The 17,700-nt window shown below is 56.4% G+C and carries 17 protein-coding genes, 10 tRNA genes and 1 pseudogene; 26 read left to right on the top strand and 2 right to left on the bottom strand.

Annotation, left to right across the window (positions count from 1 at the left end; translation table 11 throughout):
• The first annotated feature begins 17 nt into the window (after positions 1–17).
• The 5 genes and pseudogenes from fabD (at position 18) to rnc (ending at position 4,108) form a co-directional block, all read left to right on the top strand.
• Positions 18–974 (top strand): ACP S-malonyltransferase, encoded by a 957-nt coding sequence (gene fabD / locus CBW65_RS16640; protein ID WP_087457766.1) that lies wholly within the window; start codon positions 18–20, stop codon positions 972–974.
• On the top strand, positions 968–1,708 hold the full coding sequence (fabG, locus tag CBW65_RS16645; protein ID WP_087457767.1) for a 3-oxoacyl-[acyl-carrier-protein] reductase: 741 nt from the start codon (positions 968–970) through the stop codon (positions 1,706–1,708). Before fabD ends, fabG begins: the two co-directional genes overlap by 7 nt.
• A 49-nt stretch (positions 1,709–1,757) precedes the next feature.
• Positions 1,758–1,994 carry an acyl carrier protein gene (gene acpP, locus CBW65_RS16650; RefSeq protein ID WP_087457768.1) on the top strand — a complete coding sequence of 79 codons (237 nt, stop codon included), beginning with the start codon at positions 1,758–1,760 and terminating at the stop codon, positions 1,992–1,994.
• Between the two features lie 103 nt (positions 1,995–2,097).
• Positions 2,098–3,338: pseudogene (fabF, locus tag CBW65_RS16655) on the top strand (beta-ketoacyl-ACP synthase II).
• A gap of 74 nt (positions 3,339–3,412) precedes the next feature.
• Complete coding sequence (rnc, locus tag CBW65_RS16660) at positions 3,413–4,108, top strand: ribonuclease III (RefSeq protein WP_232463348.1); 696 nt, start codon at positions 3,413–3,415, stop codon at positions 4,106–4,108.
• 63 nt (positions 4,109–4,171) lie between these two features.
• On the opposite strand, the gene CBW65_RS16665 is transcribed toward rnc, so the two are convergent.
• A complete protein-coding gene (locus tag CBW65_RS16665) occupies positions 4,172–4,870 on the bottom strand; it encodes a type II toxin-antitoxin system PemK/MazF family toxin (protein ID WP_157722000.1) in 699 nt (232 codons plus the stop codon).
• A gap of 208 nt (positions 4,871–5,078) precedes the next feature.
• On the opposite strand from CBW65_RS16665, the gene smc reads away from it, so the two are divergent.
• From smc to CBW65_RS16760, 19 genes are all read left to right on the top strand, one after another.
• A complete protein-coding gene (gene smc / locus CBW65_RS16670) occupies positions 5,079–8,651 on the top strand; it encodes a chromosome segregation protein SMC (RefSeq protein ID WP_087457771.1) in 3,573 nt (1,190 codons plus the stop codon).
• A gap of 42 nt (positions 8,652–8,693) precedes the next feature.
• Positions 8,694–9,629 carry a signal recognition particle-docking protein FtsY gene (gene ftsY / locus CBW65_RS16675; RefSeq protein ID WP_087457772.1) on the top strand — a complete coding sequence of 312 codons (936 nt, stop codon included), beginning with the start codon at positions 8,694–8,696 and terminating at the stop codon, positions 9,627–9,629.
• Between the two features lie 91 nt (positions 9,630–9,720).
• Positions 9,721–10,053: a YlxM family DNA-binding protein gene (gene ylxM / locus CBW65_RS16680; RefSeq protein WP_087459271.1), complete on the top strand. Its 333-nt coding sequence runs from the start codon at positions 9,721–9,723 to the stop codon at positions 10,051–10,053.
• 12 nt (positions 10,054–10,065) lie between these two features.
• A complete protein-coding gene (gene ffh / locus CBW65_RS16685; protein WP_087457773.1) occupies positions 10,066–11,421 on the top strand; it encodes a signal recognition particle protein in 1,356 nt (451 codons plus the stop codon).
• 92 nt (positions 11,422–11,513) lie between these two features.
• Positions 11,514–11,786, top strand: a complete 273-nt coding sequence (gene rpsP, locus CBW65_RS16690) for a 30S ribosomal protein S16 (RefSeq protein ID WP_087457774.1) — start codon at positions 11,514–11,516, stop codon at positions 11,784–11,786.
• A gap of 26 nt (positions 11,787–11,812) precedes the next feature.
• On the top strand, positions 11,813–12,040 hold the full coding sequence (locus CBW65_RS16695; protein WP_087457775.1) for a KH domain-containing protein: 228 nt from the start codon (positions 11,813–11,815) through the stop codon (positions 12,038–12,040).
• Between the two features lie 78 nt (positions 12,041–12,118).
• Complete coding sequence (locus CBW65_RS16700; RefSeq protein WP_157722001.1) at positions 12,119–12,538, top strand: YlqD family protein; 420 nt, start codon at positions 12,119–12,121, stop codon at positions 12,536–12,538.
• Between the two features lie 11 nt (positions 12,539–12,549).
• Positions 12,550–13,062 (top strand): ribosome maturation factor RimM, encoded by a 513-nt coding sequence (gene rimM, locus CBW65_RS16705; protein ID WP_087459272.1) that lies wholly within the window; start codon positions 12,550–12,552, stop codon positions 13,060–13,062.
• Between the two features lie 19 nt (positions 13,063–13,081).
• The gene (gene trmD, locus CBW65_RS16710) at positions 13,082–13,825 is read left to right on the top strand and encodes a tRNA (guanosine(37)-N1)-methyltransferase TrmD (protein WP_087457777.1); all 744 of its coding nucleotides are present in this window, start codon (positions 13,082–13,084) and stop codon (positions 13,823–13,825) included.
• A gap of 232 nt (positions 13,826–14,057) precedes the next feature.
• A tRNA-Gln gene (locus CBW65_RS16715) sits at positions 14,058–14,132 on the top strand.
• Between the two features lie 3 nt (positions 14,133–14,135).
• Positions 14,136–14,212 (top strand) — tRNA-Leu (locus CBW65_RS16720).
• A gap of 6 nt (positions 14,213–14,218) precedes the next feature.
• Positions 14,219–14,294: transfer RNA gene (locus tag CBW65_RS16725), tRNA-Ala, on the top strand.
• A gap of 4 nt (positions 14,295–14,298) precedes the next feature.
• Positions 14,299–14,374: transfer RNA gene (locus CBW65_RS16730), tRNA-Asn, on the top strand.
• Positions 14,375–14,379: 5 nt separating this feature from the next.
• Positions 14,380–14,455, top strand: a tRNA-Thr gene (locus CBW65_RS16735).
• A 7-nt stretch (positions 14,456–14,462) separates the two neighbouring features.
• Positions 14,463–14,539, top strand: a tRNA-Glu gene (locus CBW65_RS16740).
• Positions 14,540–14,571: 32 nt separating this feature from the next.
• A tRNA-Phe gene (locus CBW65_RS16745) sits at positions 14,572–14,647 on the top strand.
• Between the two features lie 118 nt (positions 14,648–14,765).
• Positions 14,766–14,840 (top strand) — tRNA-Gly (locus CBW65_RS16750).
• 7 nt (positions 14,841–14,847) lie between these two features.
• Positions 14,848–14,921, top strand: a tRNA-Cys gene (locus tag CBW65_RS16755).
• Between the two features lie 27 nt (positions 14,922–14,948).
• Positions 14,949–15,034, top strand: a tRNA-Leu gene (locus tag CBW65_RS16760).
• A 52-nt stretch (positions 15,035–15,086) separates the two neighbouring features.
• Here CBW65_RS16760 and CBW65_RS16765 read toward each other — a convergent pair.
• Entirely contained in the window at positions 15,087–15,443 is a 357-nt protein-coding gene (locus tag CBW65_RS16765) for a L,D-transpeptidase (RefSeq protein ID WP_087457778.1), read from the bottom strand.
• Positions 15,444–15,571: 128 nt separating this feature from the next.
• On the opposite strand from CBW65_RS16765, the gene CBW65_RS16770 reads away from it, so the two are divergent.
• Complete coding sequence (locus CBW65_RS16770) at positions 15,572–16,387, top strand: deoxyribonuclease IV (protein ID WP_087457779.1); 816 nt, start codon at positions 15,572–15,574, stop codon at positions 16,385–16,387.
• A gap of 141 nt (positions 16,388–16,528) precedes the next feature.
• On the top strand, positions 16,529–17,650 hold the full coding sequence (locus tag CBW65_RS16775) for a C40 family peptidase (protein ID WP_087457780.1): 1,122 nt from the start codon (positions 16,529–16,531) through the stop codon (positions 17,648–17,650).
• Positions 17,651–17,700: the final 50 nt, after the last annotated feature.

Here is a 17,700-nt window from a genome sequence, read left to right on the forward strand (position 1 = left end):
ATAGGAGTGAAGACAACATGACAAGCAAACTGGCACTGCTGTTCCCAGGCCAAGGCGCACAAGTCGTCGGCATGGGCAAAGAGATGGCAGTACAATATCCGGCAGCGGCTGAGGTGTTCAAACGGGCGGATGAAGCGCTTGGCTTCTCCTTGTCGGAGATCATTTGGAACGGCCCGGAAGACAAGTTGCGTCTGACCTATTACACCCAGCCGGCCATCCTGACCACCTCGATCGCGTTTTTGGAAGTGCTGAAGGCGGAAGGGTTCACACCGGCTGCAACGGCCGGCCATTCGCTGGGCGAATATTCGGCGCTGGTAGCTGCCGGCGCGATGAAGTTTGAAGATGCGGTGCGCGTTGTGCATGCCCGCGGCAAATTCATGGACGAAGCCGTTCCGGCCGGCCTTGGTGCGATGAGCGCCGTGATGGGCGTTGACCGTGAACAGCTCGCCGAGATCTGCCGTGAAGTTTCCAAGACGCACGGACCGGTTGAACTGGCCAACGTCAACTCCCCGGGGCAAGTGGTGATCTCGGGCAAGGCGGAGGCGGTCGAAGAAGCGGGTCGCGTGCTGAAAGAAAACAAAGGCAAAGTCACGCCGCTCGTCGTCAGCGGTCCGTTCCACTCAACGCTGATGCAGCCGGCTGCCGACAAGCTGGCCGACGTGCTGCAAACGATCGAGATTCAAGATGCGGCCGTCCCGGTCATCGCCAATGTCACCGCACAGCCGGTGCAGAGCGCGGCGGAGATTCGCGATGCGCTGACCCGTCAGGTATCGTCGTCGGTGCTGTGGGAAGACAGCGTGCTGACGATGCGTAACGACTTGGGCATCGGGACGTTCGTTGAGGTCGGCCCGGGCAAAGTGCTGACCGGCCTGCTCAAGCGGATCGACAAGACCGCCAAAGGGCTTTTGATCAACAGCCCGGATACATACGCAGCAACTGTGGCTGCGCTAAAGGGGGAACTCGCCGAATGTTAAGCGGAAAAACGGCTCTGGTCACCGGCGGTTCGCGCGGGATTGGCCGTGCGATCTGTCTGGAACTGGCAAAACAAGGCGCCAAAGTTGTCGTGAACTACGCAGGCAGCGAAGGCGCGGCGCAGGAAACGGTAGCAGCGATCAAGAGCATTGGCGGCGAAGCGATCGCCGTGCAGGGCGATGTGGCTTCTTACGAAGACGCAGAAAAAATGGTGGCGGCGACTCTTGAAACGTTTGGCCGCATCGACATCCTCGTCAACAACGCCGGGATCACCCGCGACAACCTGCTCATGCGCATGAAAGAAGAAGACTGGGATGCGGTGATCAACACCAACCTCAAAGGCGTGTTCAACTGCACCAAAGCAGCATCGCGCCCGATGATGAAGCAGCGCGTGGGCCGCATCATCAACATCACGTCGGTGGTGGGCCAGATCGGCAACCCCGGACAGGCGAACTACGTGTCCGCCAAGGCCGGCGTGATCGGTCTGACCAAGTCCAACGCCAAAGAGCTTGCTTCGCGCAACATCACCGTCAACGCGATCGCTCCGGGCTACATCGAGACGGAGATGACCGACAAGCTGGGCGAGGACATCAAGTCCAAGCTGTTCGAAGCGATTCCGCTCGGCCGGATGGGCAAGCCGGAAGACATCGCCAACCTCGTATCGTTCCTGGCGTCCGACAATGCGTCGTACATCACCGGACAGATCATGAATGTTGACGGCGGCATGGTCATGTAGCCATCTGCACATCCGCATGGTAGAATCTGCTTGAGAGGAGGTGAGCAGCATGTCCGCAGATATCTTTGCAAAAGTTAAAACCATCATCGTAGACCGACTGGGTGTTGAAGAAGATCAAGTTAAACTTGAGGCCTCCTTCAAAGAAGACCTCGGTGCCGACTCTCTTGATGTTGTTGAGTTGGTGATGGAACTCGAAGATGAGTTCGATATGGAAATCTCTGATGAAGACGCAGAGAAGATCAACACCGTAGGTGACGTAGTATCCTACATCACTTCGAATAAGTAAGGTTTTCTTACTGGAGTGGGGAAGTCCCGCGACGCATTCCGCCCGGGACTTCTCCATTTTCTCTATGTGCAGGCAAACTCTAAAAAAGAGAAGGTGAATCTGCGTGAAAAGACGTGTAGTGATCACCGGTATGGGAGTTATCACCCCGGTTGGGAATGACGTAGATACTTTCTGGAACAGCTTGACCGCAGGAAAATCGGGAATCCGGCCCATCGACCGTTTCGACACAACTGGTTTTGCCACCACGATTGCCGGTCAGGTCGATTTCAATCCGGAAGACTTTATCGATAAAAAAGAAGCGCGCCGCATGGACCGCTTCGTCCAATACGCTGTAGCGTCCTCTGTGCAGGCGATGCAGCAAGCCGATTTGAAGATTACGCCGGAAAATGCAGAGCGCATTGGCGTTTACATAGGTTCTGGCGTCGGCGGATTGGAAACCCTCTGCGAACAGCACTCCGCGCTGGTCGAAAAAGGGCCGCGCCGTGTATCTCCGTTCTTCGTGCCGATGATGATCGGTGACATGGCGTCCGGCCAAGTCTCGATCATTCTGGGGCGAAAGGGCCGAACTCCTCGCCGATCTCGGCGTGCGCGACCGGCACCAACGCCATCGGCGATGCGTCGAAGATCATCGAGCGCGGCGCTGCTGACGTGATGATCACCGGGGGTGCGGAAGCGGTGGTTCTGCCGCTGACCGTCGCCGGGTTCAACTCGGCGAAAGCGCTGGCGACCAAGTACAACGACACGCCGGAAAAAGCTTCCCGTCCGTTTGACAAAAACCGTGACGGTTTCGTCCTCGGTGAAGGCAGCGGCGTGGTGGTGCTCGAAGAACTGGAGCACGCGAAGAAACGCGGTGCAACGATTCTCGCCGAAGTGGTCGGCTACGGCATGAGCGGCGACGCGTACCACATCACCGCACCGGCACCGGAAGGCGAAGGCGCCGCGCGCGCGATGAAAGAAGCGATTCGCGATGCAGGCATCGAGCCGTCCGCAATCGGGTACATTAATGCGCACGGCACATCGACGGAGTTGAACGACTATTACGAAACCCAAGCGGTGAAAGCCGCATTTGGCGACCACGCTTACAAACTGGCGATGTCCTCGACCAAATCGATGACCGGCCACTTGCTGGGCGCGGCGGGCGCAATCGAAGCGGTAGCCTGCGTGCAGGCGCTGCGCGAAGGCATCTTGCCGCCGACGATCAACTTTGAGGAACCGGGCGATGGCTGCGACCTCGATTATGTGCCAAACGAAGCGCGCAAAGCGGACGTGGAATACATCATGTCCAATTCTCTTGGCTTCGGCGGGCATAATGCGTCGATCATCATTAAAAAATATAGAGACTAGGTCTTTCTCCCCTGGCAGTCCGGGACACGTCCCGCTGCCAGGGTATCTCCTTTTCTACGGGCAGGTGAAAAATGGTGACAGGTGGTTCCTTCGAACAATTTCTGCAACACCTCGAGATTGAGTTCAGCAACAAAAAACTGCTCAAGCAGTCCTTCACGCATGCGTCGTATCGCAACGAGCACCGCACAGAAGGCGGGCAGGACAACGAGCGGCTGGAGTTCCTCGGGGACGCTGTCCTTGAGCTTTTGGTCAGCGAATATCTGTTTCTCAAATACCCCAAGCTTCCGGAGGGTGAATTGACCCGCCTGCGCGCCGCGATCGTCTGCGAGCCGTCCCTGGTGCGCTTTGCCACGAAGCTGGAGTTCGACCGCTACATTCGCCTCGGCCGCGGGGAAGAGATCTCCGGCGGGCGCAAGCGTCCGGCGCTGCTTGCCGACGTGTTTGAAGCGTTTGTCGGCGCGTATTACCTCGACCAAGGCCTGCAGGCGGTCAAAGATTTCCTGCACAAGTATGTGTTTCCGGAGATTCAAGGCGTCGGCACCCCGCTGTTGCAAGACTACAAGACATCCTTGCAGGAGTACGTGCAGCGCGAAGGATTGGGACAACTCTCCTACCAGATCCTCGAAGAGCGGGGACCTGCGCACAATCGCGAATTTGTGGCGATGGCGATGCTGGATACCCGGTCGATGGGCGAAGGTGTCGGGCGTTCGAAGAAAGAAGCGGAGCAGCGAGCAGCACAGATGACGATGATGATGCTCGGCAAAATCTGAGCAAGGCTTCCTGTAGTGATCAGGGCCGATGCCAAGCGACAGACTTGGTCGCTGGAGGAAGCCTTAAGAGAGAGATTCTGCTTCCCGCAGCCGTGCGATTTCGCGGTGGAGCGTTTCGTTTTCCAAAGCGAGCTGTTCAAGTTCAAGGCGGTATTTTTGCAGATCACGATAAAGACCTGGCGCGAAATAGCGGGCGATAAGCTCGTCGACGGCGTCCAGGTCTTTTTTGTCGACGACGATCGGCTCCAGCCGTTCCATCTCTTCGGGTGTGAGGAATCCATCATGCTGGCTTTTTGAGAAAAAGTATCCGAGGACGCGCCGCTTGTCGATCACTTTGACCGCATCAAGCTGCAAGGTAGAAGGGGTGTCAAACGGGTAGTGCAAGGGAAGGTCGAAGTGGAGGGTGACGGGGTCGCCGTACTTTTTCGAGGTCATCGGGGCGACAAAGGCCCAGTTGCGGCCTTCGCAGAGGATCAGGCAGGGGTGGCGGTACGAAGTCTCCGAGCCGATGTTAAAGGCGCCGAGGTCGGCATAGACGATGCGCCCGCGCTTGTAGCGGGTGTGATTCTCCGCATACTGCGTGCGCTCCAGCCAGAATTCGCTCCACAGCACCAGCGGGATGCTGCGCCGGAGCGGCATTTCACTCAAAAACAGGATCAGGCGGCCCACCGCTTTCATCATCTCGGGGAACAAGCCTAAAAGTCGTGCCGAACTGTCGGGGTGGGAGCGGTAATACTCCAAGAGCTGTTTCTTGTTGATCATCTGAGGGGAACTCCTTACGGGGGAAAGTGTGGGGGACTTGCGAAGTGTTGCAACGAGTCCCATTTTTCCACAACACCGTTTAATCCGTCAAGATGCATTTGCGAAAAACAGGCTGGTATTTATCGAAAAGAAGCGGTGTCCCACAAACAAACGGTGTATGGTAAACTAGAAAGGTTGAAAGTCGATTCATTCACGGAGGGGAAAAGGGTTGTATCTGAAGCGAATAGAAGCCATCGGATTCAAGTCGTTCGCCGATCGAACGGAGCTTGAATTTGTTCCCGGCGTCACCGCCGTTGTTGGCCCTAACGGCAGCGGCAAGTCGAATGTCTCCGATGCGATCCGCTGGGTGCTCGGGGAACAGAGCGCCAAGAGCCTGCGCGGGGCAAAGATGGAAGATGTCATTTTTGCCGGTTCTGATACCCGCAAGCCGGTCAACTATTGCGAAGTGTCCCTGACGCTCGATAACAGTCAGCACGAGCTCGACTTGGAATTTAACGAAGTGGTGATCACGCGGCGCGTCTACCGCTCGGGTGATTCTGAATATATGATCAACAAGCAGTCTTGCCGCCTCAAGGACATCACCGAACTGTTCATGGACACGGGGCTTGGCAAAGAGGCTTATTCGGTGATTGGACAAGGCCGGATTGACGAGATCTTGTCCAACAAATCGGAAGACCGCCGCGCCATCTTTGAAGAGGCGGCCGGCATCGTCAAATACAAAAGCCGCAAGAAAGAAGCGGAGAAGAAGCTCGATGAGACAACCGCCAACCTGATTCGCATCGGCGACGTGATCGGCGAGTTGGAAGTGCAGATCGAGCCGATGGCGGAGCAGGCGGAAGTGGCGCAGAAAGCCAAAGAGTTCAAAAAGCAGCTCGAACGCTACGAAGTCGCGCTCTACGTCCACGAGATCGAAGACTTGCATGGCAAATGGACGCAAGGCACCACCGACGGCAAGGAGCTGGAAGCGGAGCACTTGCACCAGTCTGCCCTCGTCAGCAAGCAGGAAGCCGACTACGAGAAGATTCGCTGGGAACTGAACCGGCTGGAAGAAGATCTTGAAAAGGCGCAGGCTGCGCTGGTCGACGTCGTGCAAGAGTTCGAAAAGGCGGAAGGCCGCCGCGAAGTTTTGCTGGAGCGCGAACGCAACCTGCTCGTCACGATCGGCGATATCGAAAACACGCTGAACAAACTCCAGCGCGAGCAGGAGACGACCCGCGAACTGCACACGGCAGAATCGGAAAAAGCGGCCGGGCTCTCGGCCACGATCCAGTCCCTGCGCCGCGAGCTGGAGCAGAAGCTCAACCTCGCCAAAGGCATCCTCGACAAAGTCGGCAGCGAAAACGAAGTGGAACGCCTGAAAAGCGACCTGATCGAACGCTTGAACGACAGCGCTTCCAAGCGCAACGAGCTCAAGAACATCGACCAGACGCTGGAAGGCCTCGAACGCCGCATCCTCCGCCAGAGCGAAGAGGAAACAGAGCTGAAATGCCGCGTGCAAGCGTTCCGCGAGACGATGTCTGACGTGCAGAAGGCGCGGCAAGAAGAAGCGTCGCAGGAGACGGTCACCACACAGCGCGTGCAGACCCTGCGCACCAAGATCCAGAACGAGTCGCAAGATCAGGAAAAGCGCACGAACATCCTGCGCACCTGGCAGACCGAACATGCGTCCGCCCGTTCGCGCTATGAGTTGCTGCGCGACATGGAGTCGCAGTACGGGGGCTACCAGGTCGGCGTGCGCAACATCCTCCAAGCCGCGCAAAAAGGCCGTGTGAACGGCATTAACGGCGCGGTGGCCGAGCTGATGCAAGTGCCGCGCGAGCTGGAGCAGGCGATGGAGACGGCGCTGGGCGGCGCGATGCAAAACGTCGTTGTCGACAATGAAAAAGCCGGCCGGGATGCCATCCACTTCCTCAAGCAGTCGGGCGGCGGACGGGCGACGTTCATGCCGCGCGACGTGATGAAAGGCCGCAACCTCGGCCGCTCTGAGCGCATGGCGGTGGAAGGGCACAGCGGCTATGTCGGCATCGCCTCCGAACTGGTCTCCACCGACGCCAAGTACCAAAACATCGTCGACAACCTGCTCGGCTCCGTTGTCGTCGCCAAGACGATCGCCGACGCCAACGCCTTGGCGCGCCTCTTGCAGTACCGCGTGCGCATCGTCACGCTTGACGGCGATGTCGTCAACCCGGGCGGTTCGATGAGCGGGGGTTCTGTACAGAAAAAAGGCACGTCGCTGCTCGGCCGAACCCGCGAGATCGAAGAGATGGAAGAAAAAATTGCGGCGATGGAGAAAAAGATTGCTGACGCCGAGACTGTATTCCGTCAAAAAGAGCAAGAATTGGTAACAGCCAAAGCTGAGCTGAACAAGCTGACCGGACTGGTCGATACGCACCGCGACACGCTGTACCGCCAGGATTCTCAGCTCCGCGAGCTGAACATCCAGCAAGGCGGCGTCGAAGAGCGCCTCGAACTCGTCCTGCTCGAGCTTGAACAATATCGTTTGGAAGCGAAAGACAACAAAAACAAAAAAGAACAGGTGCAGGCCGAACTGCTCCGCTTAGACAGCGAAGTGGCCGCCCTGCAGCAGACGGTCGATGAGAAGCAGCATGCGATGAAAGAACAGCAGTCGGCGATGAACGACGCCAACGAGGAAGTGACCGAGTTCAAAGTCCGCCTCGCCTCGATCGAACAGGAGCACCAAGGGGTGCTGGCCAACGTCGAACGCCTGCAAGGCCGCCTGAACGAACTGCAAGCAGAAGCAACAGGCAAAGACGCCGAACTGACCGAGGCCGGCCTGCGCTTGCAAGAGATCAAAAAAGAGCTGGAGAACGCCGTATCCCTGCTCAACAACTTCGAAGGCCACCGCCGGGAAGCGGAAGCCAAGCTCGACGTTCTGCGCCAGACCAGACAGGATCTGTCCGGCAAAGCGGGCGCGCTGGAGCAGCAGTTGCGCGAAGCCCGCATCGTGCAAAAAGCGATCGAGCAGAAGGTGCACACCAACGAAGTCAAAGTCAACCGCCTCGACGTGGAGCTGAACAATGCGCTGACCAAGCTCGCCGAAGAGTACCACATCTCCTACGAGCTGGCCAAAGAGCGCTATCCGCTGCCCGAAGAGATCGAAGCGACGAGACAGCGCGTGCGTGCTTTGCGCCGCGAGATCGAAAGCTTAGGCGATGTAAACTTCGGCGCGATCGAAGAGCATGCCCGGATGCAGGAGCGTTTAGGCTTCCTGACCGAGCAGCGCGACGACCTCGTCAAAGCGGTGGAGCAGTTGTATGAAGTGATCGGTGAAATCAACGCCGAGATGTCCAAACGCTTCCAGGAGACGTTCGATGCGATCCGGATTCATTTTGTCGATGTATTCGTCGCGCTCTTTGGCGGCGGGCGGGCCGATCTGACCCTGACCGACCCGGAGTCGATGCTGACCACCGGCATCGAAGTGCTGGCCCAGCCGCCGGGCAAGAAATTGCAAAATTTAAACCTGCTCTCCGGCGGCGAGCGGGCGTTGACCGCACTGGCTCTGCTCTTTGCGATCCTGCGCGTCAAACCGGTGCCGTTCTGCGTGCTCGACGAAGTCGAAGCGGCGCTTGACGATGCCAACGTGGCGCGGTACTCCCAGTACCTGCGCGAGTTTTCCAAACAGACGCAGTTTATCGTCATCACCCACCGCAAAGGCACCATGGAAGGCGCAGACGTCCTCTATGGCATCACGATGCAGGAATCGGGCATTTCCAAAGTCGTCTCCGTGCGCCTGATGGAAAATGAGATCGAAGCCGTTTAAACAGATAAGAAGCACAGCCGTTATCGAAGGAGTTGTTCCGACATGGGATTTTTCAGCAAATTTAAAGAAGGCTTGACCAAAACGCGCGACGCGCTGATGGGCAAAGTCGAATCGCTCATCTCGTTTGGCCGCAAGATCGACGAGGAATTCTATGAAGAGCTGGAAGAAGCGCTGATCATGGCCGACGTCGGCGTGAACACCGTCATGGATATCATGGACGAGTTGCGCTCGGAAGTGAAAAAACGCAAGCTTACCGAAGCTGAAGAGCTGCGTCCAGTCTTAAAAGATATCCTCATCCGCCTGATGGGCGAGCAGAACAACGAACTGAACAGGTCGCAGGAGGGCCTGACCATCTTCCTGTTTGTCGGCGTCAACGGCGTCGGCAAAACGACGACGATCGGCAAACTGGCCCACAAGTTCAAGTCGGAAGGCAAAAAAGTTGTCCTCGCAGCAGGCGACACCTTCCGTGCCGGCGCGATCGAGCAGCTCGAAGTGTGGGGCCAGCGCGCCGGTGTCGACGTGATCAAGCAGCAGGCCGGTTCCGACCCGGCTGCCGTCATCTACGACGGCATTCAGGCGGCGCGCGCGCGCAAAGCGGACGTGCTGCTCTGCGACACGGCAGGCCGCCTGCAGAACAAGACCAACCTGATGGAAGAGCTGAACAAAGTCTACCGCGTCATCAAGCGCGAAGTGCCGGATGCGCCGCATGAGACCTTGCTCGTGCTCGACGCGACGACCGGCCAGAACGCTCTGCAGCAGGCCAAGCTGTTCGGCGAGTCGACCGGCGTGACCGGCCTCGTCCTGACCAAGCTCGACGGGACCGCAAAAGGCGGCATCGTCATCGCGATCCGCAAAGAGCTGTCCATCCCGGTCAAACTGGTAGGACTTGGCGAAAAGATGGACGATCTGATGCCGTTTGAAGCGCAGGATTTCATCGACGCGCTGTTCGCCAAGGGCGACGAAAAGCCGCAAGAGTAAGATTTTTTGCAAGACAGTTGACAAGCCGTTGTCTTTTCAGTAATATATCGTCTGTAAAGGTTCTCGACTTGACAGGCAGGGGGTGTCTCATCTGTTAGAAAAGACCACCCAGATGAACCTGTTGTATGACTTTTACGGTGTTATGCTCACCGAAAAGCAACGGCAATTTGTCGAACTGTATTACTTGGACGATCTGTCGCTTGCTGAGATCGCCGAGCAATTTGAGATCAGCCGTCAAGCGGTTCATGATAACCTCAAGCGCGCAGGCGCGCAGCTGCTCGATTACGAGGACAAGCTGCGCCTTGTCGAGCGTTTTCTGCACCGTATGGAGACTCGGCAGCAGGTCCTCGATCTGCTGGAAGATCTGCCGGAGGAGAAGTTGGCACAGCTGGAACTGCTCCTCGATGAACTGATCGCAGAATAAAGGAGGATGGCCATGGTCTTCGAAGGATTAGCGAACCGATTGCAGGACACCTTTAACCGCCTGCGCGGCAAAGGGAAGCTGGGCGAATCGGACGTCAAAGAAGCCATGCGGGAAGTGCGGCTGGCCCTGCTCGAAGCTGACGTCAACTTTAAAGTCGTCAAAGACTTTGTTGAAAAGGTGCGCGAGCGTGCAGTCGGACAGGAAGTCCTGCAGAGCCTGACTCCGGGTCAACATGTCATCAAGATCGTCAACGAAGAATTGACTGCCCTGATGGGAGGCGAGCAGGCCAAGCTCGCCGTCACCAAGCCGCCCACCGTCATCATGATGGTTGGTCTGCAAGGTGCGGGTAAGACCACCCATGTCGGCAAGTTGGCGCGACTTCTGCAAAAAGAGCGCAAAAAGCCGCTGCTCGTCGCCGGTGACATCTACCGTCCGGCCGCGATCAAGCAGCTGCAGGTGCTGGGCGAACAGCTCGATGCTGAGGTCTTCTCCCTGGGCGATCAAGTATCGCCGGTGGAGATCGCCAAACAAGCTTTGCACCATGCGACGATTCACGGCCATGACTATGTGCTGATCGACACCGCCGGCCGCCTGCACATCGACGAACAGTTGATGGACGAGCTCCAGCGGGTCAAAAGCGAAGTCAACCCTGACGAGATTCTGCTTGTGGTCGACGCGATGACCGGGCAAGACGCGGTCAATGTCGCACAGAGCTTCCACAGCCAGCTCGCCGTCACCGGCGCGATCCTCACCAAGCTCGACGGCGATACCCGCGGCGGTGCTGCATTGTCCATCCGGGCGGTGACCGGCATCCCGATCAAATATGCGGGCATCGGCGAGAAGATCGACGCGATCGAACCGTTCCATCCCGACCGGATGGCGTCTCGAATCCTCGGTATGGGCGACGTGCTCACCTTGATCGAAAAGGCTCAGGCCAACATCGACAAGGACAAGGCGATGGAGATGGAGCGCAAACTGCGCAATGCAGACTTTACGCTCGATGACTTCCTCGATCAACTGCAACAGGTCAAGCAACTGGGGCCGCTGGATCAACTGCTTGGGATGATGCCTGGCATGAACAAGGCGATGAAGGGTCTGCAAAACGCCAACGTGGACGAAAAGCAGATCGGCCGTGTCGAAGCGATCATTCGCTCGATGACACCGATCGAACGCATCGAACCGAAGGTGATCGACTCCTCGCGCCGCAAGCGCATCGCCAAAGGCAGCGGGACCACCGTTCAGGATGTCAACCGCCTGCTCAAGCAGTTCGAAGAGATGCAGAAGATGATGAAACAGTTCTCCGGAATGGCCAAGAAGATGAAAAAAGGGAAAAAGGGCAAAGGCTTCCCGAAGCTTCCTTTTATGTAATCGCTGATTTCTCACCCAAAAGGTAAATCTTTTCGTTCCATCGGAACGAGATTTATGATAAGATATGATTTTGTGATGGAGGTGAAATAACAATGGCAGTTAAGATTCGTTTGAAGCGTATGGGTCAAAAGAAAGCTCCGTTCTACCGTGTAGTCGTAGCTGATTCCCGCTCTCCGCGCGATGGTCGTTTCATCGAGGAGATCGGTACCTATAACCCGGTAACTCAACCGGCTCAAATCAACATCGACGAAGAGAAGGCTATCAAGTGGCTGAACGACGGTGCACAACCGTCCGACACCGTGAAGAACCTCTTCTCGAAAACCGGCATCCTCAAGAAAGTCCACGAAGCTAAAACTGGCAAGTAATCTCTCTTCCCAGGGAGGAATTTGCTATGAAGCAATTGGTCGAAACGATCGCCAAAGCACTTGTGGATCACCCGGAGGAAGTACGGGTCAATGAGATTGTGACCGAAAAGGCAATCGTGTTTGAATTATCGGTAGCCCCATCTGATATGGGGAAGATTATCGGCAAACAAGGACGGGTTGCAAAGTCGCTCCGCACTGTGGTGTCGGCTGCAGCTTTGCAAGAGCAAAAACGTGTCACGATTGAAATTGTGTAAACAAAAGGCTGGGAGGCTCATGACTCCCAGCCTTTTTGTGGTATAATACCTGTAAATCACAAAGGAGTGTGAATTAACGTGTTAAACCTGAGAGTTCCCGTACAAGTAAAAATTATTCTGACTGAAGATACAAAAGCTCAAATCACCGGCGAGATCAACCAAGCGATCCAAGGCATCCAGCGCGAACTGGATCAAATCGATTTCCAATCCCGCAAAGCGCTGCAAGACGCTGAGAAAAACGGCCCGCAGGCGATGAACGCGGTACAAGGCCGCATCAACCAGGAAGTGGGCATGCGCATGGAACGCCGTGAGCAAATGATGCAGCAACTGGTGCAAATCCAGCAAAGCCCGATCGGCTCCGAGATCCCGGGCGGCCAGATCGACACGAACGTTGAAGTTCGCGTTGGCGACGTGTGGGAAGATGTGATCCACGGCACCGAAATCGTGCTGCGCGATGGCATGGTGGTAGAAATTCGTCGAGCAGGTGATCACGCTTGAGTCAACAGAACATGATCCTCGTCGGACATCTGGTGAATACGCAAGGAGTGCGAGGAGAAGTTCGGGTGATCTCGCGTACCGACTTCGAAGATCAGCGCTTCCATATAGGGGCCAAGCTGTTTCTGGTGCATCCGAACCAGCCCAAACCGATTGAACTGACGATTGCGTCGACACGCAAGCACAAACAGTTCATTTTGCTGACCTTTGAAGGGCATCATGGTATCAACGATGTAGAAAAGTACAAAGGCGGAGAACTGAAGGTTTATGAAACCGAACTGATGGAGCTCCCTGAAAATACATACTACATCTATCAGTTGGTCGGCTGTGAAGTGGTGACAGACGAAGGTGTCGTGCTTGGCACGTTAAAAGAAGTGCTGCAGCCGGGGGCGAATGACGTGTATGTGGTCAAGCCGCCGAAGGGCAAAGACATCCTGCTGCCTGCGATCCCCGATTGCGTGCTCGATGTAGATGTGACGAACAAAAAGATTCTCGTGCACATCATGCCGGGCTTGCTCGACGACTAACGCTGGAGGCGAATTTCAAGTGCGTATAGACATCGTGACCATCTTCCCTGAGATGTTCGAAGGCGTGGTTGGCACCAGCATCATCGGCCGTGCCCGCGCGCAGGAGGCGGTGGAGATCAACCTGGTCGATTTTCGGGAGTACTCGGGCAACAAGCATCACACGGTCGACGACACGCCATATGGCGGGGGCGGCGGGATGGTGCTGAAGCCGGAGCCGATTTTCGCAGCTGTGGAGTCCTTGCTGATGGAAGGCAAGCGTCCACGGGTGATCTTGACCTGTCCGCAAGGGGAAGTCTACAGCCAGAACAAAGCATTGGAACTCGCGCAGGAAGAACATTTGATCATCGTCAGCGGCCACTACGAAGGATATGACGAGCGTATTCGCGAGCATCTGATCACCGACGAGATCTCGATCGGGGATTATGTGCTGACCGGCGGGGAACTGCCGGCGATGGTGATCGTCGATTCGATCGTGCGGCTGTTGCCGGGCGTTTTAGGCAATGATACATCTGCTGTTTTGGATTCCTTCCGCGAACCATTGCTGGAATACCCGCACTACACGCGTCCGGCCGATTTCCGGGGCTGGAAGGTGCCGGACATCCTGATGTCGGGCCACCACGCCAACATCAGCGTCTGGCGGCGCAAAGAGTCGATCAGGCGGACGCTGCTCCGCCGTCCGGATCTGATGGCGCGCCTCAGTTTGAGCAAGCAGGATGAAAAGCTGCTCGCTGAAGTGAAGCGGGAAGAAGGCTTGGAATCATAATCGCAACCCTGCTCTTAGAAGAGCAGGGTTGTTTTTTGAAGCAAGCACAAGATTGGGGAAAACAAATGCGGATATTGTGTCGTTTTACTTGAAAATCCGCGTTGAAAGAACTCGGTTCAGATGATAGGATTATACCTGTCGCCGCCGCTCTGAGCGGCTTCGAAAAAAGTTGTTGACGGCGAATGAGAGATGTGATATATTGAATCTCGTCGCTGATGCGGCAAACGCTCATTGGGGAGTCGCCAAGCGGTAAGGCAACGGACTTTGACTCCGTCATGCGAAGGTTCGATCCCTTCCTCCCCAGCCATCTGCCGAAGTGATGGAATTGGCATACGTGCGCGACTCAAAATCGTGATTTTGTGGGTTCGAGTCCCACCTTCGGCACCACTTCACGGGGGTATAGCTCAGTTGGTAGAGCACCTGCCTTGCAAGCAGGGGGTCAGCGGTTCGAATCCGCTTATCTCCACCATTGTTCCTCAATAGCTCAGTTGGTAGAGCGCCCGACTGTTAATCGGATGGTCACAGGTTCGAGTCCTGTTTGAGGAGCCAGTAACGCCTTTTTAGCTCAGTAGGTAGAGCGCATCCATGGTAAGGATGAGGTCATCGGTTCGATTCCGGTAAAAGGCACCATTTTCTTGGCTCGTTGGAGAAGCGGCTTAACTCACCGCCCTTTCAAGGCGGCATTCACGGGTTCGAATCCCGTACGAGTCACCATTTTCTTTACGCTACAATAAGATATCACGTATGGCTCGGTAGCTCAGTCGGTAGAGCAGAGGACTGAAAATCCTCGTGTCGGCGGTTCGATTCCGTCCCGAGCCACCATTTAAGGAAGCAAAGGTAGCCCAGCTAAGAGCGCGACGTCCTGTCGCAACGCTGGAAGGTAGCCCCGCTAAGGGCGCGACGTCCTGTCGCAACGCGGGACACGGTACATCCTGTACGTGCGGAAGTGGCTCAGGGGTAGAGCATCGCCTTGCCAAGGCGAGGGTCGCGGGTTCGAATCCCGTCTTCCGCTCCATTATGTTGGTGGCATAGCCAAGTGGTAAGGCATGGGACTGCAAATCCTTGACCCCCGGTTCAAATCCGGGTGCCACCTCCAACTTTACTTTTTCTCTCAATTCCCCATGCGAGTGTGGTGGAATGGCAGACACAACAGACTTAAAATCTGTCGGGGGCAACCCCGTGCCGGTTCGAGTCCGGCTACTCGCACCAACTTACATAACAAACGACGAGCACCTCTCCGTTGGAGAGGTGCTTTTTGCATTCACGGCACAATTTTCACTTCCGTCCCAATCGATACCCGCTTCGCCAAATCTTCCACATCTTTGTTATACATGCGGATGCAGCCTTTGGACACATATTTGCCGATCGAAGAGGGGCGGTTGGTGCCGTGGATGCCATACCCCTTTTTGGACAATCCCATCCAATAGGTGCCGTATACGGTGATCGGCCCGCCCGGCCGCCGTCCCGGATTCGGCACTTTGTTGATGATCTTAAACGTCCCGCTCGGCGTTCGAGTCGCTATTTTGCCGACACCGACGGGGTAGCTTTTGATCACTTTTCCGTTTTCCAACAGATCGAGCTTGCGTTTGCCAAGCGACACGCGGATCGAAACGGCCAACTGGCGTTACCCCCTTTTGCTTCGTCTCTGTCAGGGTATGCGCGATTGCCTAACCGGGGAACCTATGCTAAACTTCCTACTGTAAAAATGCCCATGATTTGGTGGGAGAGAGAGGACGGTCTATTACGATGAGACTTGGGGCAAACGTTTCCATTGCCAAAACCGGGCTGCTCAAGGCGGTTGAAGAATCGATCAACTATGAAGCAGACACCTTTATGATCTATACCCGTTCCAACCGCGGCGGCAATGCGCGCCCGATCGAAAACTTCGGCCGCGAAAAAGCATACGAAATCATGAAAGAACATAACCTCGCCGACCCGGTCGTGCACGCGCCGTACCTGATCAACCTGGCTTCGAACAAGCCGGAGACGTGGGAGTACGGCGTAGAGCTGTTGCGCGAAGACATCCGGCGCACCGAATACCTCGGCATCAACTACATCGTCTTCCATCCGGGCTCCCATACCGGAGCCGGCGTTGAATACGGCATCAAACGCATCGCAGAAGGCCTGAACGAAATTTTGACCGGGGAAGAGGAATTGTTCGTCTGCCTCGAAGGCATGGCCGGGGACGGGTCGAAGCTCGGCTCGAACTTCGAAGAGCTGGCTGAAATCATTTCGCTCGTCAAACACAAGGACAAGCTTGGCGTCTGCCTCGACACTTGCCACCTATATTCTTCCGGTTACGACATTGTCAATGATTTTGACGGCGTCATGCAGAAATTCGGCGACACCGTTGGCCTCGACCGCCTGAAGGTGTGGCACATCAACGACAGCAAAACGCCGTTCGATTCGCGCAAAGACCGCCATGCCAACATCGGCGAAGGCTCGATTGGCGGCGACGCGATCAAACGCATCGTGCATCACGAACTGGCCCAAGGCAAACCCTGCATCTTGGAAACGCCGGAAGGAAAATACAAGGAAGAAATCGCCTTTTTACGCAGTTAACGCGCAAGAGGCAGACAGGACCCGTTGTTGCAACGGGTCCTTTGCCTTTTCTTCCACCTATTGCTTCGATTTGCGGATTCGCCCGAGCCAAACAATAGTTCCATGGGGTCGAATCTAAGGTTGAAGTGAGGAGTGTTGACGATGCGTTCGAAAAAGAAACTCAGTCTGATGCTCGCTGCTGCTTTTGCCCTGATGCCGCTTCCGGCGATGATGGACGCGCAGGCATCTCCGTCCCATGGCGGCCACGCGCTGCAAGCTGTGCCGGTTGCTGCCCATACACCGGTCAACCGCGCTGGCGTGGCGGTCAATGGCGTGATGAAATCGGCGATCGATCCGATCCTGGTGGGCAGCATCTATTATGTTCCCTTTAAGGATATCGCGCGCATTCTTGACTATGATGACATCCGCTACAACTACAGCAACAAAACGTACACCGCCACCGACGGTTCGGTCACGGTAAAAGTGACGATCGGCGGCACCTCCGCGATGAAAGGCGACGAACACGTGCATGTGGACCCGCCGAGGTTTATCAACGGCACCACTTACATTTCGCTTGGTTCCGTCGGCGCTGTCTTCAACACGTACACTTGGTTCAAAGCGGAAAACGGCTCGATCCAGGTGCAACTGCCGGCTCGTCAGTACAAAGTGCAGGCTGGCGACACCTTGTGGGAAGTCGCGCAGGCGCATCACACGACGATCGCAGCGGTGCGCGCGGCGAACAACCTGACCACCGACAGCTTGAAGCCGGGCCAGATGCTCCGCGTGCCGCCGGAATATCAGACCCGTGAGATGGAACCTGTTCGCCAATCCCCGCCGGCGCCGGCAACGCCGCAAGGAAACACGGCGACTCCGGTGCAGTCGACGTCCGCATCGGCCAAGGCGCAGGCGATCATCGCGACCGGCAAGAAGTATATGGGCCGTCCGTACAAGTTTGGGGCCAAGCCGTCCGAAGCGCCGGCCCGCATGGACTGCTCGTCGTTTTTGCAGTATATTTTTAAACAGCACGGCATCACCTTGCCGCGCGATTCCCGTCAGCAGTCTGCCGTCGGGAGCCGGGTGTCCAAGTCTGCGCTGAAGCCGGGCGATCTGGTGTTCTTCAAGTATCCGGAGCGCTATTCGGACGGCCGTGTCGGCCATGTCGGGATGTACATCGGCAACGGGCAGATGCTGCACACCGTTCCGAAGACCGGCGTGACGATCTCCAAGATGTCGTCCGGCTACTGGACGCGCAATTACCTGTACGGCAAGCGCGTGATTAAATAGCGCTCAAGATACTCAAGGGAAACTGCTTGTCATCCTCCCCTGATCTGTGC

It is taken from the genome of Tumebacillus avium (assembly GCF_002162355.1).
GTDB lineage: Bacteria > Bacillota > Bacilli > Tumebacillales > Tumebacillaceae > Tumebacillus_A > Tumebacillus_A avium.

Bases quoted from the DNA above. Each gene is read 5' to 3' on its own strand.
- ffh (WP_087457773.1), top strand. From the start codon at position 10,066: ATGGTCTTCGAAGGATTAGCGAACCGATTGCAGGACACCTTTAACCGC.
- CBW65_RS16775 (WP_087457780.1), top strand. From the start codon at position 16,529: ATGCGTTCGAAAAAGAAACTCAGTCTGATGCTCGCTGCTGCTTTTGCC.
- fabG (WP_087457767.1), top strand. From the start codon at position 968: ATGTTAAGCGGAAAAACGGCTCTGGTCACCGGCGGTTCGCGCGGGATT.
- rimM (WP_087459272.1), top strand. From the start codon at position 12,550: ATGATCCTCGTCGGACATCTGGTGAATACGCAAGGAGTGCGAGGAGAA.
- ftsY (WP_087457772.1), top strand. From the start codon at position 8,694: ATGGGATTTTTCAGCAAATTTAAAGAAGGCTTGACCAAAACGCGCGAC.
- CBW65_RS16695 (WP_087457775.1), top strand. From the start codon at position 11,813: ATGAAGCAATTGGTCGAAACGATCGCCAAAGCACTTGTGGATCACCCG.
- fabD (WP_087457766.1), top strand. From the start codon at position 18: ATGACAAGCAAACTGGCACTGCTGTTCCCAGGCCAAGGCGCACAAGTC.
- CBW65_RS16665 (WP_157722000.1), bottom strand. From the start codon at position 4,870: ATGATCAACAAGAAACAGCTCTTGGAGTATTACCGCTCCCACCCCGAC.
- CBW65_RS16770 (WP_087457779.1), top strand. From the start codon at position 15,572: ATGAGACTTGGGGCAAACGTTTCCATTGCCAAAACCGGGCTGCTCAAG.
- acpP (WP_087457768.1), top strand. From the start codon at position 1,758: ATGTCCGCAGATATCTTTGCAAAAGTTAAAACCATCATCGTAGACCGA.
- rpsP (WP_087457774.1), top strand. From the start codon at position 11,514: ATGGCAGTTAAGATTCGTTTGAAGCGTATGGGTCAAAAGAAAGCTCCG.